This is a genomic window from uncultured Mobiluncus sp., assembly GCF_902488535.1.
Classification (GTDB): domain Bacteria; phylum Actinomycetota; class Actinomycetes; order Actinomycetales; family Actinomycetaceae; genus Mobiluncus.
The window spans coordinates 1-14,591 of record NZ_CABTWO010000030.1 but is presented as its reverse complement, the minus strand read 5'-3'; the positions used below and the strand labels follow the sequence as shown (position 1 = coordinate 14,591).

The following is a 14,591-nucleotide window of genomic DNA, read 5'->3' as shown; positions in this document are numbered from 1 at the left end:
TCGTCTTCGGAGACGACGATTTGGGTGATGGTGCCGGCGATGGGTGAGGGGATTTCGGTGTCGACTTTGTCGGTGGAGACTTCCAGGAGGGGTTCGTCCAGGGCGACGGCGTCGCCGACGTTCTTTAGCCACTTTGTGACGGTGCCTTCAGTGACGGATTCGCCCAAGGCCGGCATCATAATGGGCTGACCTGTTCCTGCAGCCGCCGGTGCAGGAGCCGCCGGCCCTGCCGGAGCCGCGGGCGCAGCCGGAGCGGCCGGTGCGGCCGGGGGAACCGGGGGAGCCGGAACCTCCTCAGCCTTCGGAGGAATCGGCGGAACTGTCGGATAGGACCACTCGACCTGCGCGCCGCCGCCGCTGCCAGCTGTGACGGTGGAAGGAATTTCGGGATTCGGCAACTCTGGAACCGCCGGTGCCGCCGGAGCCGCCGAGGCGGCACTGACTTCAGAAGCATCCCCGACTTCAGCCAAAATGGTGCCTACATCAACCGTTTCGTCCTCTGGAACCAAAATCTTGGTCAGCACACCAGCTACGGGACTGGGTATCTCGGTGTCGACCTTATCCGTGGAGACTTCCAGGAGGGGTTCGTCCAGGGCGACGGTGTCGCCAACATTTTTCAGCCATTTCGTGACGGTACCTTCGGTCACCGATTCTCCGAGTGCGGGCATTGCAACTGATTGAGCCATGATTTCGTCTTTCTCCTTTGATTGACTTTTCCCGAAGTTTCAGCCGTGTAGCGGTTTGCCAGCCAGAGCCATCGCCGCTTCACCAATCATCTCGTTTTGGGTCGGGTGGGTGTGCATCAGGTAGGCCAAATCATCAGCATCAGCTTCCCAGTTCACAATGAGCTGACCTTCACCAATCTGTTCCCCGATACGCTGCCCCAAAGCGTGGAAGCCCACAATCGGACCGTCCTTGACCTGGACCAGCTTCACAAAACCAGCCGCTTTCAGCATTTGCGACTTCGCGTTACCCAGCATATTGGACTGCTTCGAGATGACATTGTCCGCGCCGTAGACTTCCTTGGCTTTCGCCTCGGTCAAGCCCACGGAGGCAATTTCGGGCTCGCAGAACGTCACGCGGGGAATGTTGTCGTTGGGCACAACGCGCGGATTCAGTCCCGCGATTTCCTCAGCCACAAAGACCCCCTGCATCGTCGCGCGGTGCGCCAACTGCAGACCGGGCACAATGTCCCCGACTGCATAAATATTCCCCACACCGGTGTGCAGGCGCTCGTTGGCTAACACAAAACCGCGATCCATCGGGATGCCCTGTGCCTCGTAACCCATATTTGCCGTGTTCGGGCCGCGCCCAATCGCCACCAATAGGTAATCAGCACGCAAGCTCTGACCGTCCTCGGTGTTTACCGTCACGCCGGAACCGTCCTCAGCGGCATCCCGGAAACGGGTCCCGGTCATGAACTTAATCCCGCGAGATTTGAACGCCTTTTCCAATCCCTTAGAAATGTCCTCGTCCTCGTTTGGCACCAGGTGCGGCAAAGCCTCAACGATGGTGACGTCTGCCCCGAAAGACTTCCACACGGAAGCAAACTCGACGCCAATCACCCCGCCGCCCAAAATCACTACTGAACCGGGAACATGGTCGAGGAACAGAGCGTGCTCGGAACCGATAATGCGTCCGCCCAGGTTCATCCCCAAAGTCTTGGTGACCGAACCGGAGGCCAAAACGATGTTCTTACCTTTGAGCACCCGGTCACCAGCGGTGACCGTATCGACCCCGCTGAGCACGCCATGAGCGTTGACGAACTCGACCTTGTGACTCTTAATCAACCCGGACAAGCCACGATGCATTTTGTTGATGATTCCGCTCTGAAACTCCAGCACTTTCGCCATATCGACACCGTTAAAGGCAGAGCCAATGCCCCAATCCAGGGACTCATGCACGGTATCGGCGACTTCCGCCGCTCTCAGCAAAGCCTTGGTAGGAATGCATCCGCGGTGCAGACAGGTGCCGCCGACTTTGTCCGCCTCGACCAGGGCGACGCTCATTCCCAGAGAAGTTGCTCGCAAAGCACAGGCGTACCCGCCATTTCCGCCGCCTAAAATCACTACATCGTATTGTTCTTCGCTCAATGTTCAACTCCAGTTCTGTCAAAGGAACAAAATTCTAAGCAAGTTTATTCTTTCACTAAATGATTCCCATGTGCTAATGCAAACAGGGTGAACGAACCGGGCCTAGCGACCCATGTCCGCAATGACCCGCAGCAGGGTGCGCACCCCGTAGCCGGTACCGCCTTTCGGAGTGTATCCCCAGGCAGAACCGGTATTAAAACCCGGGCCGGCAATGTCGATATGCGCCCACGGCGTGTCGCCCACAAATTGTTTCAGGAAAATTCCGGCCACCAGCATCCCGGCCTCTCGTTTCGACGAAGAATTCGCGATGTCAGCTACGTCAGAATGCAGGTGTTCCAACAGGTATTCAGGCAGTGGTGCCGTCCAAGCCGGTTCCCCGACCGCCACGGAGGCGTCGCGTATCCAGTCCTTTTGGCACCCCATCACTCCGGCGATGCGGCTACCAAAAGCCACTCTCTGCGCGCCGGTCAGGGTAGCCATATCAATAACCAAGTCGGGATGCTGCGCCACCGCCATAGTCAAACCGTCTGCCAGCACCAACCGCCCTTCTGCATCGGTGTTGGTAATCTCTACAGTTTTCCCGCTTTTCATCGTGATGACGTCATCGACCCGCGACGCGTTACCGCTGACCAGGTTTTCTGCCAAGCACAGCCACGCCGTGACTCTCACCGGCAGCCGTAGTTCCGCCGCTGCTAAGCACACCGCTCCCATGGTGGCCGCGCCGGTCATATCCGATTTCATGGTGAGCATAGAAGTGCTCGGTTTTAGGCTGTAGCCCCCGGAGTCAAAAGTGATACCTTTGCCGACCAGGGCGACGTGCGCTTTGGCGCCCTCGGGTGCGTAGGTCAACTTCACCAGGCAGGGCTTGCGCTTAGAGCCTTTCCCTACCGCGACGAGTCCGCCGAAGCCCTGATCCTTGAGGTCTCGGTAATTCCACTTTTCAAAGCTCACCGGGAGGTTCTTGCTGGCTTTCTGAAATGCTTTGGCCATGGATTCGGGGTACAGATCGGAGGGGGACGTGTTCACGAGGTTGCGAACTCGCGTGACCGCCTTGACGGTGGTTTGCAGTTGGGCGCGCTCCGGGTCACTGAGAGCATCGTGAGCAGGAATGTACAGAGTTTTCAGGGTTTTGGAGGGTTTGGATTGATATTTTCCAAAACGGTAGGCCCCCAGAAGCGCCCCCTCTACAGTCGCCAGGACTTCCTCCCGGTTCTTCGTGGGGAAGGAAAAAGCGAGTTCTTCACTGGTGATGCTGCGGGTCACGTTGCCGGCCGCCTCGCGGAAGTTTTGGAGTGTTTCGGCAGGAGTTTTCAGGGAGCCGACCCCAGCAAACACGACGAACGCGGCAGAAAAGTCATGCGGGGAGGGAACCCTGTTGACCTCTCCGAGCTTTCCGGTCACCCCGGCGGCGCGGGCAAAATCGCGCAGGGCTGGAAAATTGGGAACCTGCAGTTCGTCGCCATCTGTGGTGGCAGCCAGCACCAGGGGGGTGCGCAGGGTCGGTAAATCTTTAGAAAACACATCAATCTTCGTCATACCTGAAATCCTACGTCCTTTTTCGGGTTGGTTTGGGGTTTTGTTCCCGCGCCAAGTGGCGCGGTCGGTGGGAATTTGGGGTGTCGAAAAGCGTGCGTCGTGAATAATAAATCATGTTCTTTGTAATGGTTCTGGCGTAAAAGAGCGAAATTAACTAGAAATTAACTGTGATTATTGATGATTTATAGGAATGTTTCAGGTAGGTTTTAAGAGCTGGTCGACATTTTTGACCGGGTCCCGCAGTGTGTTCACTGCCGGGATTGAATAACTAAAGAACCTACATGTGCACAGAGTTGCACAAGATGGAGGAAACTGTGACTGTCCGTGTTGGCATCAATGGCTTTGGCCGTATTGGTCGTAACTTCTTCCGCGCCGCCCTGAAGCAGGGCGCGGACATCGAGATTGTTGGCGTGAACGACTTGACCGACAACCACACCTTGTCTCACTTGTTGAAATACGATTCGGTGACCGGCCGCCTGGGCAAGGAAGTCACCTATGACGACAAGACCATCACCGTTGACGGCAAGAAATTTGCCGCCATGGCAGAACGCGACCCCGCCAACCTGCCTTGGGGCGATTTGGGTGCCGATATTGTGATTGAATCCACCGGCTTCTTTACCGATGGCGATGCGGCTCGCGCTCACATCAAGGCTGGTGCAAAGAAAGTCATTATCTCCGCTCCCGCCAAGGGCAACGTGGACGCGACTTTCGTCATGGGCGTAAACCATGAGACTTACGATCCGGCAAAGCACCACGTGGTTTCTAACGCTTCTTGCACCACGAACTGCCTGGCCCCGATGGCCAAGGTCCTGGACGACGAGTTCGGCATCGATTACGGCCTGATGACCACTATTCACGCCTACACCGGTGACCAGCGCATTCACGACGCTCCGCACAAGGATCTGCGTCGCGCCCGCGCTGCGGCCCAAAACATTGTGCCGACTTCCACCGGCGCAGCCCGCGCGGTCGCTCTGGTGCTTCCCCAGTTAAAGGGCAAGCTCGATGGTTACGCCTTGCGCGTGCCGGTCATCACCGGTTCCGTCACTGACTTGAGCTTCATCCCGAAGAAGTCCTGCTCTATCGACGACATCAATGCCGCGATGAAGGCTGCCGCCGAGGGCTCTTTGAAGGGCATTTTGGATTACAACGACGATGGCATTGTTTCGACCGACATCGTCACCGATTCGCATTCTTCGATTTACGATGCGCCTCTGACCAAGCAGATTGACAACATGATTAAGTGTGTGTCTTGGTACGACAACGAATGGGGCTACTCCAACCGCGTGGTTGACCTGACCGTGTTCATGGGCAAGCAGCTCTAATTCGGGAGTTTTGAGTGAGATAGGACGCCTGCATTTCTGCGTGAATTGCGGGCGTCCTCTCGCATTTTCCGAGTGTTTAAGGAAGGGATAAATATGCTGAAAACGATTGATTCCTTGGGGGATCTGAGCGGCAAGCGCGTTTTGGTGCGTTGCGACTTCAATGTGCCCCTCAAGGACGGTGTGATTACTGACGACGGACGTATCCGTGCGGCGCTGCCGACCTTGCAAAAGTTGCTGGACAGCGGAGCCAAAGTCATCACTATGGCTCACCTGGGGCGTCCTAAAGGCCAGGTCATGCCTGAATTTTCTCTGGCCCCGGTGGCCCAGCGTCTCGCTGAGCTGATTGGGGTCAAGGTCACTTTGGCCGAGGATACGACCGGTGCGGACGCGAAAGCGAAAGCTGCCGCCCTCAACCCCGGAGAGATCCTTATGCTGGAAAACGTCCGGTTTGATGCGCGCGAAACCTCGAAAGACGACGCCGAACGCGCGGCTTTCGCGGCCGAGATGGCGGAGTTGGCGGACTGCTACGTGTCTGATGGTTTCGGAGTGGTGCACCGTAAGCAAACCTCGGTTTATGACGTGGCGAAACTGCTGCCCGCGGCGGCCGGTTTCCTGGTGTTAAAGGAAATCGAATCCCTACGCAAGGCCACCGAAAACCCGGAGCGGCCTTACACGGTGGTGCTGGGCGGCTCGAAAGTTTCCGACAAACTCGGCGTTATCGCGAATCTGTTGACGAAAGCCGATACCCTGCTGATTGGCGGCGGTATGGCGTTTACGTTCCTGGCGGCGCAAGGATACGCGGTAGGTAAGTCCTTGCTGGAGTCCGACCAGATTGACACCGTGAAAGGCTACCTGGATCAGGCAAAACAAAACGGCGTAGAACTGGTGCTGCCAGTGGACGTCGTGGTGGCTCCCGAGTTTAAGGCTGACGCCCCGGCTACCGTAGTGGCCGCCGATGCTATCCCCGAGGATCAGATGGGCCTGGATATCGGGCCGAAATCGGGTGAACTCTTTGCTGCGAAGATTGCCGAGTCAAAGACCGTGGCTTGGAACGGCCCGATGGGTGTGTTCGAGTTCCCGGCTTTCGCGGGCGGCACTAAAGCGGTGGCAAAAGCATTGCAGGACGGCACGGCCTTTGGCATCGTGGGCGGCGGGGACTCCGCAGCGGCGGTGCGCCAGCTGGGCTTTGACGAGTCCAAGTTCAGCCACATCTCGACCGGTGGCGGAGCATCACTAGAATTGTTGGAGGGCAAGGTTTTGCCCGGTATTGAAGTATTGGAGGCCTAAACATGGCACGTATTCCCCTGATGGCAGGCAACTGGAAGATGAACCTCGACCACCTCGAGGCGATTCAGTTGGTCAATCAGCTGAACCTTGATCTGCAAGATCATCGTCACGACTTTAGCAAGGTGGAGGTGGCGGTTATTCCGCCGTTTACCGACATTCGTTCGGTGCAGACCACCATTGATGGCGATGATATGAAGATTAAGTATGGCGCTCAAGACGTCTCGACCCACGATAACGGTGCCTACACCGGAGAAGTGTCCACCGCGATGCTGACCAAGCTGGGCTGCACCTATGTGGTGGTGGGTCACTCGGAACGCCGCGAATATCACCAGGAAAGCGATGCCGTCGTTAATGAGAAGGCGCGTAAGGTTCTGGCAGCGGGTATGGTGCCGATTATTTGCTGCGGCGAGGCTCTGGAGGTGCGCAAGGCCGGAAAGCACGTCGAGCACGTTTTGGCTCAGATTGAAGCGGCTTTTGACGCTATCCCCACCCCGGACGCCGCCAAGTGCGTGGTCGCCTACGAACCTATCTGGGCGATTGGCACGGGCGAGACCGCGACCCCGGAAAATGCCGAGGAGGTTTGTGGGGCTATCCGCGCCAAGCTGGCGGAGCTTTACGGTCAGGAAACCGCTGACGGAATCCGTGTCCTCTACGGCGGCTCGGTGAAGTCCGCGAACGTGGCTGAGCTCATGGCTCAACCCAACGTGGACGGCGGTCTGGTCGGCGGCGCTTCTCTGAAGGCTGAAGAATTCGGGAAGATCTGCCGCCTCGGCGAGTAACGCCGCTGGCAGGACACCCTAAACTCTCTCGGGGAGGCTATTGATAATCGGTAGCCTCCCCGGGATTTTTTCTCCTTTAGTTCGCAAGCCCGGAATCTTGTGCTAAATGGCGAAATTGACTTGAGTACAATCGCGGTCGGTCATATCCACTGTCCGGGGCGCCGTGGGGAATTCGGTCAGCCGACTGGCAGGACGAAAACGCCGGTGTTCAGCGCCACGCCCGCCAGTGCCGCCCCGATACAGACAAAAATGACCACGCCTACCAGTAATGTGGCTTTCACGGCGTACCTAAAGTCAAACTTGGGCTTCCAGGTATAGCCGATGGTGTCCATGATGGCGGTGGAAAATGTCGTGTAGGCGCCCAGGAAACCGGCTTGCAGCACGTCCGCCACCGTGTGCGGGGGCAGTTGGGCTTGTAACGGCCCGCCCATGACGACATCGAGCCACGGTGAGGTCGCGACCCAGCCCACCAGGAAACACCCCGTGATATTGACGAAAATAATTCCCCAGCCGCCCCACAAGCGCTTCCCGGTTACGGTTTCACTGGGATATTTGGCGCTGCGCCTCTCCCGAAACTTGTCGATGAGGCGCGTGGACAGTTTGTCCACGCCAAAGCGGGCGGCCGCACCCAGTCCTCCGCCGAGAGCTATGAAAAGGGGAATCATGCCGACCTCCCCGTGTTGTTATCGCTGGTCGATGCTGGTGCTGGGTCAGAAGGCCGGGTGTGGGCATTTTCCAGAGACTCAGTGGGCGGTGCGGTGGAGGCAGCCGCTGTGGACAAGGGCGGCAGTGACGTCGGGTCGTTAGCATTGGGCAGGGTAAAGTCGGCGGGGGAGTCGCGGTAGATGTCTCCGGAAACGAAAGCCTGCCGGGTCCCCAGCCACAGCGCAAACAACCCCACCGGCAGGGCCACGGCAAACATGGCAATCAGCTCCAGCAAGTGCCCCAGGTAAAACTGTTGATAAACCACAATCTGCCACACCGGACCCCCGTAAGTCCCCAGTCCTCCGCAAAATCCGGTGCCCACCGACAGCTTCAGGGCTTGGGTGCGGTGACGATGTGGATTGGACACCAAACGACCCGTCAAATATGCCAGCACCACCACCGAAATGAGGTTCAAAATCCAGGTGTCGATGTTGACTCCGCCGCCCCCGACAATGACGCGGCAAAGACCCTGGCAGTTCGGCGAGGACGACACACTACGGGCTACCAAAGACCCGCCCCAGCGCAGCAGCGACCCTAGTGCACCACCGATAAAGACAGCGACGGTGGCGCTGAGAGGGGATAAATCTTTGGGTGTTGCGGTCACGAAATCATCTTAATACCCGGGTCGTGGTATCATTGCAAGGCTGAGTTCATGAACAGATAAACACAGAGGAAAACATGTTATTTGCTTTCAACATCGTGGCACAGGTGCTTTTGGTTATCACCTCGCTGCTGCTGGTTTTGTCCATTTTGATGCATAAGGGCCAAGGCGGCGGTATGTCCGATATGTTCGGCGGTGGCTTGACTTCGGCCATGTCCTCCTCCGGCGTGGGCCAGCGTAACCTGAATATTTTGACCGTCGTGGTGTCCCTAGTGTGGCTCTTCGCCATCGTGCTGTTCGCTTTCACCATGGATAAGCCGGCGGCTCCTGACGCCAAGGCTAATCAGACGCCTACCGCGCCCATTACGGCTCCGGCCAATCCGACTCCGGCTTTGCCGACCAGCCCCGCTCCGGCTCAAAAGTAAGCTGCATTAAATCTTAGAAGTGGAAGCCCCGGAATATTCCGGGGCTTCCAGTGGTCTCTGGGGCTTTTGCCTAGGCTTTCGCCAGGCTCTCTTTCGCTTTCGCGACCACGTTTTCCACGGTGAACCCGAAGTGGGCAAAGTTATCCGCACCGCTTGCCGGAGTACCGAACGTTTCCACCGACACCGCTTGCCCCGCATCTCCCAGATAGCGATACCACGGCATCGCTAGTCCGGCTTCGATGGACACCCGGGCGCGGATTGACGCGGGTAAAACCGATTCCCGATAGGCCGCGTCCTGTTCCTCGAACCACTCTAGGCACGGCAGGGAAACGACCCGTGCCGCCACGCCCTCCTGAGCCAGCTGTTCTCCGGCCTGCAGAGCCAGAGCGACCTCAGAACCGGTCGCCAGCAAAATGACCGCGGGATTGTCCCCAAAGTCCTTCAGCACGTAACCACCGCGGGCCACATTTTTTGCACTGGCCAAGCCGGTGTCCGTCCCACGGGCGGGATTGGGCAGCTTTTGACGGCTCAACGCCAACCCGGCCGGGCCGCGCCGCCGCATAATCTCTAACCAGGCATACGCGGTTTCCGCGCCGTCCGCGGGGCGTACCACCGCCAGGTTTGGAATGGCGCGCAAGCTGGTCAGCGTCTCTACCGGCTGGTGGGTCGGTCCGTCCTCGCCGACCCCGATAGAGTCGTGGGTCCACACATAAGTGACCGGCAGCTTCATCAGCGCTGAAAGGCGCACCGCCCCGCGCATAAAGTCCGAGAACACCAGGAAAGTCCCTGCGTAGGGTCGGGTTAAACCGCTGGTGGCGATGCCGTTGAGGATCCCTGCCATAGCGTGTTCGCGTACCCCGAAGTGCAGGTTGCGGCCCCATTCGCTGACCTTCGTCCACGCTTTCGTGGCGCGGTCGGCGGGAGCAAAAGACGGTTCGTCGGCGATGGCGGTGTTGTTGGAACCTGCCAGGTCCGCGCTGCCGCCCCACAACTCGGGTAGCACACCGGCCAGAGCGTTGATGACTTTGCCGGAGGCGGCGCGGGTGGCGATTGCGCTGCCGGGCTCGAACTGCGGCAGTGCCGACTCCACATCGGCGGGCAGCTCCCCATCCTGCAGACGCTTCAACAGCGCGGCCTGCTGTGGGTGGGCTTGCTGCCAGGCGGCAAAGCGCGGGTCCCACTCAGCTCGGAATGCTCGGGCACGCTGGGCGACGTTTTCCCTGGTCGCAGAGACAATTTCGGCAGGAATGTCGAACATCTTAGTGGGGTCAAGCCCCAGCGCGGCCTTGAGACCCTCCAGCTCTGAGGAGCCCAGAGCGGAGCCGTGAATACCGCCCTGATTCTGCTTGTTCGGCGAAGGCCAGCCAATAATGGTGCGCAACTTAATAATGGAAGGCCGTTTCGTCTCGGCTTTTGCAGCCTCGAAAGCGGCGAACAGAGCTTCCAGGTTTTCCACGTAAGACCCGTCGTCTTGCACCCAGGACACTTCTTGGTAGTGCCAACCCTGGGATTCAAACCGACCGCGAATGTCTTCGACAAATGCAATATCAATATCGTCCTCGATAGAGATGCGGTTTTCGTCATACAGATAGATGAGGTTTCCGAGTTCCTGAGTACCCGCCAGAGACATCGCCTCGTAGCTGATGCCTTCCTGCAGACAGCCGTCCCCGGACACGACATAAATGTGATGGTCAAAGGGGCTTTCGCCGGGAGCCGCGTCCGGGTCCAGCAGCCCGCGCAGACGACGCTGTTCCATCGCCATGCCGACCGCAGCCGCGATGCCGGTACCCAGAGGCCCGGTGGTCACTTCCACTCCGGGCTGGTGACGGTATTCGGGATGGCCGGTCAACAGCCCGCCTGCTTGACGGAAGTGTTTTAGGTCCTCCAGCTCTATCCCGTAGCCAGCCAGGAACAGCTGCACGTACTGCAGAGCCGAGGCGTGCCCGGCACTGAGAACGAAGCGATCTCGACCTAGCCACCAGGGGTCTGTCGGATCGCTGCGCATCACATACTGGTAGAGCAGGTAAGCGGCGGGAGCCAGAGAAATCGGGGTTCCCGGATGTCCGTTACCGGCGTTTTCTACCGCGTCTGCCGCCAGAGCCTTGGCGGCTTTAATCGCCTGTTTGTCCAGTTCACTTGCCACAAATGTCATAACTCATCACCTAAATTGTCGGAAAGTCGGATAGATACTCGCGGTTTTTGTCCCGTTACTCGATACTATAAAAAAACCGGGTGAAAGGGGGAGGATATGGGCTCGCGACCTGCCCCCGATTTTGTGTGTCCCGAACGGTTGGACCCTCAACCCTACTTGGACTATCTGGCGGTGGAGCGCGGTGCTTCCCCGCATACCGTAGCGGCTTATACTCGGGACTTGCGGCGTTACGTGACGTTCCTGGTCAACAACGGTGTCAAAAGTCTCGATGAGGTGACCTTGCCAATCTTGGAGGCGTTTGTGCGTGCCCTAGAAGCGGGCTTTGGCGACTATGCCGCGGTGGCGCCCTCCTCGGCGCGCCGTGCCATCGCCAGCGTGCGCTCTTGGCATCGCTATGCTTATGAAACCGGGGCGGCTCGCTCGAATCCGACCAAAGGCATCGCGCCTGCCAAGGTCAGCGCCCATTTGCCCACAGTGTTGACCGTGGAGGAAGTCCAGGCATTGCTGGAGGCCGCTAGTGCGCCCGGCGACGACAATGCGTTGCGGGATCGGGCGCTGCTGGAGTTCCTCTACGCGACGGGAGCCCGGATTTCCGAGGCGGTTAATCTGGCGGTTGACGATATAGACCTCGATGAAGAGATTCCGCTGGTCCGACTGTTCGGCAAGGGCCGCAAGGAACGCCTGTCCATGTTGGGTCACCTCGCCAAAGATGCCCTGGAAGCGTACTTGGTGCGGGTGCGCCCGGGCTTGGCAGAAAAAGGTCGTTCACAAGGCCGGGTCTTTTTGAATACTTTGGGGCGGCCTCTCAGTCGGCAGAGTGCCTGGGCGATTATCCAGGCAGCGGCGCAGCGCGCCCAGATTACGGTTCCGGTTGGTCCCCACACCTTGCGGCATTGTTTCGCCACGCACCTGTTGCAAGGCGGCGCAGACGTCCGCGCAGTTCAAGAGCTGCTGGGTCACGCCTCGGTCACCACCACCCAGATTTACACGAAAGTCTCGAACGACATGCTCCGGGAAGTCTACGCTTCAGCACATCCGCGTGCGCGATGGCATCGCGAAGCGAGTGAGCCATCGCGTTAACGGCGGAGGCGGCGTAAAAGCGACGTCCGGGGGACGTCGCGCCGCCGTAGCTCCGAGCAGGGAGGGGCATCGCGAAGCGAGTGAGCCATCGCGTTAACGGTGGAGGCGGCGTAAAAGCGACGTCTGGGGGACGTCGCGCCGCCGGAGCTCCGAGCAGGGAGGGGCATCGCGTAGCGAGTGAGCCATCGCGTTAACGGCGGAGGCGGCGTAAAAGCGACGTCTGGGGGACGTCGCGCCGCCGTAGCTCCGAGCAGGAGGGGGCATCGCGAAGCGAGTGAGCCATCGCGTTAACGGCGTATCGGTTTTAGTGGTGGGCGCTTCGTCGCGGGGGCGCTCGCGAGAGGCGGAAGGGGGAGGGCCCCCTCGCGTTTTGCGCGACTATTGTCGCAAAACGCTCACCTCTCTCAGCTGGGGTGAGGGTTTTATTTTTCCGGGTTGGTCGGTCGTGGCTCGCGGCGGCGCTAGGGCAGGTGGTGGGGTCCTGCACTATTTTTCTAGGCAACAAGTTGCCAAGAAAAATGTACGTGCACCCACAGTCTGCCTACGCGCGCGCCCGCTGCGCCACTCCCTACATTCCCGGTTCGGGTCACTTTTGTTGATAAAAGGTGGGATTTGGGCTGTAGCTGCCATTATTGGCAGCTACAGCCCAAATCCCCCTAGTTATCCACGCTGACAGTGCCCTAAGCTTCTCTAAATAACTGAGATAAAAACTTTTTAAACGCGTCGGTGTGCCATATATGGCACACTGACGCAAATCAATAGGTTTAAGCCTGCCGGCCGGAAACCCCCGAGGCTGAAAACTGGGCAAAAGCAGTGTGCACTGAACCAGTCGGCGCTTCGTCGCTGGGGGTGATGAACGCGCCTCGACATAGGTTCCGAGCTGTCTATTGAATCAGAAATGTTGCGTCTGGGCGCAGGGAGGCAATGCCCTGGTCAAAAGTTGCCAGCAAGGCATCGTGATGCTGCGCGAGCTCGGTCAAGTAAACATCGGTAACTTGGCGGTGTCCCTGAACTCCTGTCCAGTTGGCATCGTCGTAGTGCAGGTCGTCAGGGATTCTCTGTACTTTTGGAATAGCGCAAAAATCAGTCAAAAGCTGGTATGCAACTGTGAAATCGAAATGGTTTCTGACTATGAAACGGAAGAGCGCGCCCTCCGTGATGGGACACACCAGGACCGTATCGGCTTGTGCAAACCATCGCAGAACCACATCGTGATGCTGGTGGGTACTGAGGTTGAAAGCTATCAGCGCATTGGCGTCAATCAGGTAGTTCGTCATCTTCGTCCTGCGCTAGGAATGCCTTGACCTCTGCAGAAGTTACTGTGCGTCCCAGGGAAAGCGATGACCAGCCAGTATTGGGGTCTTTCACCACCCTAAACGGGGGAGGCGTTGGAGCGGATTTCACGGAGGCGATGCCCTCACGGATAAAACTGGCGGCTAATTCGCTGGAGTCGACACCGCGTGCCGAAGCGAGTTGGCTAACTTTCTCGGCCAAGTCGGGAGGTAATTCCACGGTGGTGCTCATGTGTTAATTATCGCAAACACGGGTTTATCTCACAAGGGTGGTGTTCGCTGGTGGTGAACAACGTGCGGGGGGGGGTATTTTCTTAGCATTTTGTTACCCAGGTTGTTTCTAACGTTAGGAGTTTGATTATGGGTGTGAAGAGATGGTTGGTGGGGCTGGTTGCGGCTGGTTCTATGTTTGGTTTGGCTGGTGTGTCAGCCGTGCCGGCGGTGGCTGGTGAGTTGGCGCATGAGCGTTTGGCTGGCCCGTCTGGGGTGGAGACGTCCCTAGCGGTGGCGAAGCACACTTGGGGGACCACGTGGCCGGTGGTGTATGTGGCGTCTAATCGTAATCCGGTGGATGCCCTACCGGCGGCGACTATTGGGGATGGCCCGGTGGTGCTTACGGATGGTAAGAGTTTGAATCTGGGTGGGGTGAAACCCGGCAAGATTGTGTTGCTTGGTGGTTTGGGTGCGGTGCCTCAGGCTATTGAGGACCAGGCGAAAGCTAGTGGTGTGGAAGTGTTGCGCCTGGCGGGGGCGAATCGTAATGCTACGGCGGTGGCTATCGCGAAACAGTGGGTGAAGGTTAACGGTACCCCGAAGAATGTGTATGTGACGAAGAATGTGGGTTCGGGTTCTCCTGATGCGGTCGCGGCCAGTGTACTGCGTGATGGCCCGATTTTGACGTTTACGAATGATGCGTCCGCGGCAGCCTTGCCCGGGGTTGTCTCCGAACTGAAAGCCGGTAAGGTTACTGCTTTGGGTGGCACGGCTGTTGTTCCGGATTCCATTCTCAACACGGCTGCTGGTGGGAAAGCGACGGCGCGTTTGGCGGGGGCGAACCGGTATGAGACCGCGTTCACGATTGCTAAGTATGCGAAGGCTCAAAAGCCTGGCAGCGTGGTTTACCTAGCGTCGGGTACCGCGTTGAAAGACGCGATGGTTGCTGGTGCCGCCAAAGACGGAGTTATCCTGTTGAGCCCAGCTAACGGGGAGGGTGTGAAAGCGAAAGCTGACGCCCTAGGTGCTAGCAAACTGATGATTATCGGCGGGACCGGCGTCATGCCCGATGCTACCGTCCAAGCCGCCGCCACCGGCATCATCCC

General features: G+C 58.5%; 14 protein-coding genes. 6 read left to right on the top strand and 8 right to left on the bottom strand.

The window, feature by feature from the left end; all coding sequences use genetic code 11:
• From RDL66_RS08580 to RDL66_RS08570, 3 genes are all read right to left on the bottom strand, one after another.
• Positions 1 to 686: biotin/lipoyl-containing protein (locus RDL66_RS08580; protein ID WP_308536547.1), on the bottom strand; the 686-nt coding region annotated here is incomplete at its 3' end.
• Between the two features lie 39 nt (positions 687 to 725).
• Entirely contained in the window at positions 726 to 2,093 is a 1,368-nt protein-coding gene (lpdA, locus tag RDL66_RS08575) for a dihydrolipoyl dehydrogenase (RefSeq protein ID WP_307742436.1), read from the bottom strand.
• A 102-nt stretch (positions 2,094 to 2,195) separates the two neighbouring features.
• Complete coding sequence (locus RDL66_RS08570; RefSeq protein ID WP_308536546.1) at positions 2,196 to 3,629, bottom strand: leucyl aminopeptidase; 1,434 nt, start codon at positions 3,627 to 3,629, stop codon at positions 2,196 to 2,198.
• A gap of 314 nt (positions 3,630 to 3,943) precedes the next feature.
• Between RDL66_RS08570 and gap the strand changes: the two genes are divergently transcribed.
• From gap to tpiA, 3 genes are all read left to right on the top strand, one after another.
• Positions 3,944 to 4,951, top strand: a complete 1,008-nt coding sequence (gap, locus tag RDL66_RS08565) for a type I glyceraldehyde-3-phosphate dehydrogenase (RefSeq protein ID WP_299297124.1) — start codon at positions 3,944 to 3,946, stop codon at positions 4,949 to 4,951.
• A gap of 96 nt (positions 4,952 to 5,047) precedes the next feature.
• On the top strand, positions 5,048 to 6,238 hold the full coding sequence (pgk, locus tag RDL66_RS08560; protein ID WP_308536548.1) for a phosphoglycerate kinase: 1,191 nt from the start codon (positions 5,048 to 5,050) through the stop codon (positions 6,236 to 6,238).
• A gap of 2 nt (positions 6,239 to 6,240) precedes the next feature.
• The gene (gene tpiA / locus RDL66_RS08555; protein WP_308536545.1) at positions 6,241 to 7,017 is read left to right on the top strand and encodes a triose-phosphate isomerase; all 777 of its coding nucleotides are present in this window, start codon (positions 6,241 to 6,243) and stop codon (positions 7,015 to 7,017) included.
• A 176-nt stretch (positions 7,018 to 7,193) separates the two neighbouring features.
• Here the strand turns inward: tpiA and RDL66_RS08550 are convergent, their stop codons facing one another.
• Both RDL66_RS08550 and RDL66_RS08545 read right to left on the bottom strand, forming a co-directional pair.
• A complete protein-coding gene (locus RDL66_RS08550) occupies positions 7,194 to 7,682 on the bottom strand; it encodes a CrcB family protein (protein WP_308536543.1) in 489 nt (162 codons plus the stop codon).
• Entirely contained in the window at positions 7,679 to 8,326 is a 648-nt protein-coding gene (locus tag RDL66_RS08545) for a CrcB family protein (protein WP_308536541.1), read from the bottom strand. Before RDL66_RS08545 ends, RDL66_RS08550 begins: the two co-directional genes overlap by 4 nt.
• A gap of 74 nt (positions 8,327 to 8,400) precedes the next feature.
• On the opposite strand from RDL66_RS08545, the gene secG reads away from it, so the two are divergent.
• Positions 8,401 to 8,748, top strand: a complete 348-nt coding sequence (gene secG / locus RDL66_RS08540; protein WP_297346386.1) for a preprotein translocase subunit SecG — start codon at positions 8,401 to 8,403, stop codon at positions 8,746 to 8,748.
• A gap of 70 nt (positions 8,749 to 8,818) precedes the next feature.
• On the opposite strand, the gene tkt is transcribed toward secG, so the two are convergent.
• Positions 8,819 to 10,900: a transketolase gene (gene tkt / locus RDL66_RS08535; protein WP_308536539.1), complete on the bottom strand. Its 2,082-nt coding sequence runs from the start codon at positions 10,898 to 10,900 to the stop codon at positions 8,819 to 8,821.
• A gap of 96 nt (positions 10,901 to 10,996) precedes the next feature.
• On the opposite strand from tkt, the gene RDL66_RS08530 reads away from it, so the two are divergent.
• Complete coding sequence (locus RDL66_RS08530; RefSeq protein WP_308536537.1) at positions 10,997 to 11,980, top strand: tyrosine recombinase; 984 nt, start codon at positions 10,997 to 10,999, stop codon at positions 11,978 to 11,980.
• A gap of 884 nt (positions 11,981 to 12,864) precedes the next feature.
• Here RDL66_RS08530 and RDL66_RS08525 read toward each other — a convergent pair.
• Entirely contained in the window at positions 12,865 to 13,257 is a 393-nt protein-coding gene (locus RDL66_RS08525) for a PIN domain-containing protein (protein ID WP_308536535.1), read from the bottom strand.
• Positions 13,238 to 13,504, bottom strand: coding sequence for a hypothetical protein (locus tag RDL66_RS08520; protein WP_308536533.1), 267 nt, complete (start codon positions 13,502 to 13,504; stop codon positions 13,238 to 13,240). The genes RDL66_RS08525 and RDL66_RS08520 overlap by 20 nt, the downstream gene beginning before the upstream one ends.
• A gap of 128 nt (positions 13,505 to 13,632) precedes the next feature.
• Between RDL66_RS08520 and RDL66_RS08515 the strand changes: the two genes are divergently transcribed.
• A partial coding sequence (locus RDL66_RS08515; protein ID WP_308536531.1) for a cell wall-binding repeat-containing protein occupies positions 13,633 to 14,591 on the top strand: 959 nt, incomplete at its 3' end.

What these genes read in the sequence shown, in the direction of transcription:
- RDL66_RS08570 (WP_308536546.1), bottom strand. Translation starts at nt 3,629, where the DNA reads ATGACGAAGATTGATGTGTTTTCTAAAGATTTACCGACCCTGCGCACC.
- tpiA (WP_308536545.1), top strand. Translation starts at nt 6,241, where the DNA reads ATGGCACGTATTCCCCTGATGGCAGGCAACTGGAAGATGAACCTCGAC.
- RDL66_RS08550 (WP_308536543.1), bottom strand. Translation starts at nt 7,682, where the DNA reads ATGATTCCCCTTTTCATAGCTCTCGGCGGAGGACTGGGTGCGGCCGCC.
- secG (WP_297346386.1), top strand. Translation starts at nt 8,401, where the DNA reads ATGTTATTTGCTTTCAACATCGTGGCACAGGTGCTTTTGGTTATCACC.
- tkt (WP_308536539.1), bottom strand. Translation starts at nt 10,900, where the DNA reads ATGACATTTGTGGCAAGTGAACTGGACAAACAGGCGATTAAAGCCGCC.
- RDL66_RS08530 (WP_308536537.1), top strand. Translation starts at nt 10,997, where the DNA reads ATGGGCTCGCGACCTGCCCCCGATTTTGTGTGTCCCGAACGGTTGGAC.
- RDL66_RS08525 (WP_308536535.1), bottom strand. Translation starts at nt 13,257, where the DNA reads ATGACGAACTACCTGATTGACGCCAATGCGCTGATAGCTTTCAACCTC.
- RDL66_RS08520 (WP_308536533.1), bottom strand. Translation starts at nt 13,504, where the DNA reads ATGAGCACCACCGTGGAATTACCTCCCGACTTGGCCGAGAAAGTTAGC.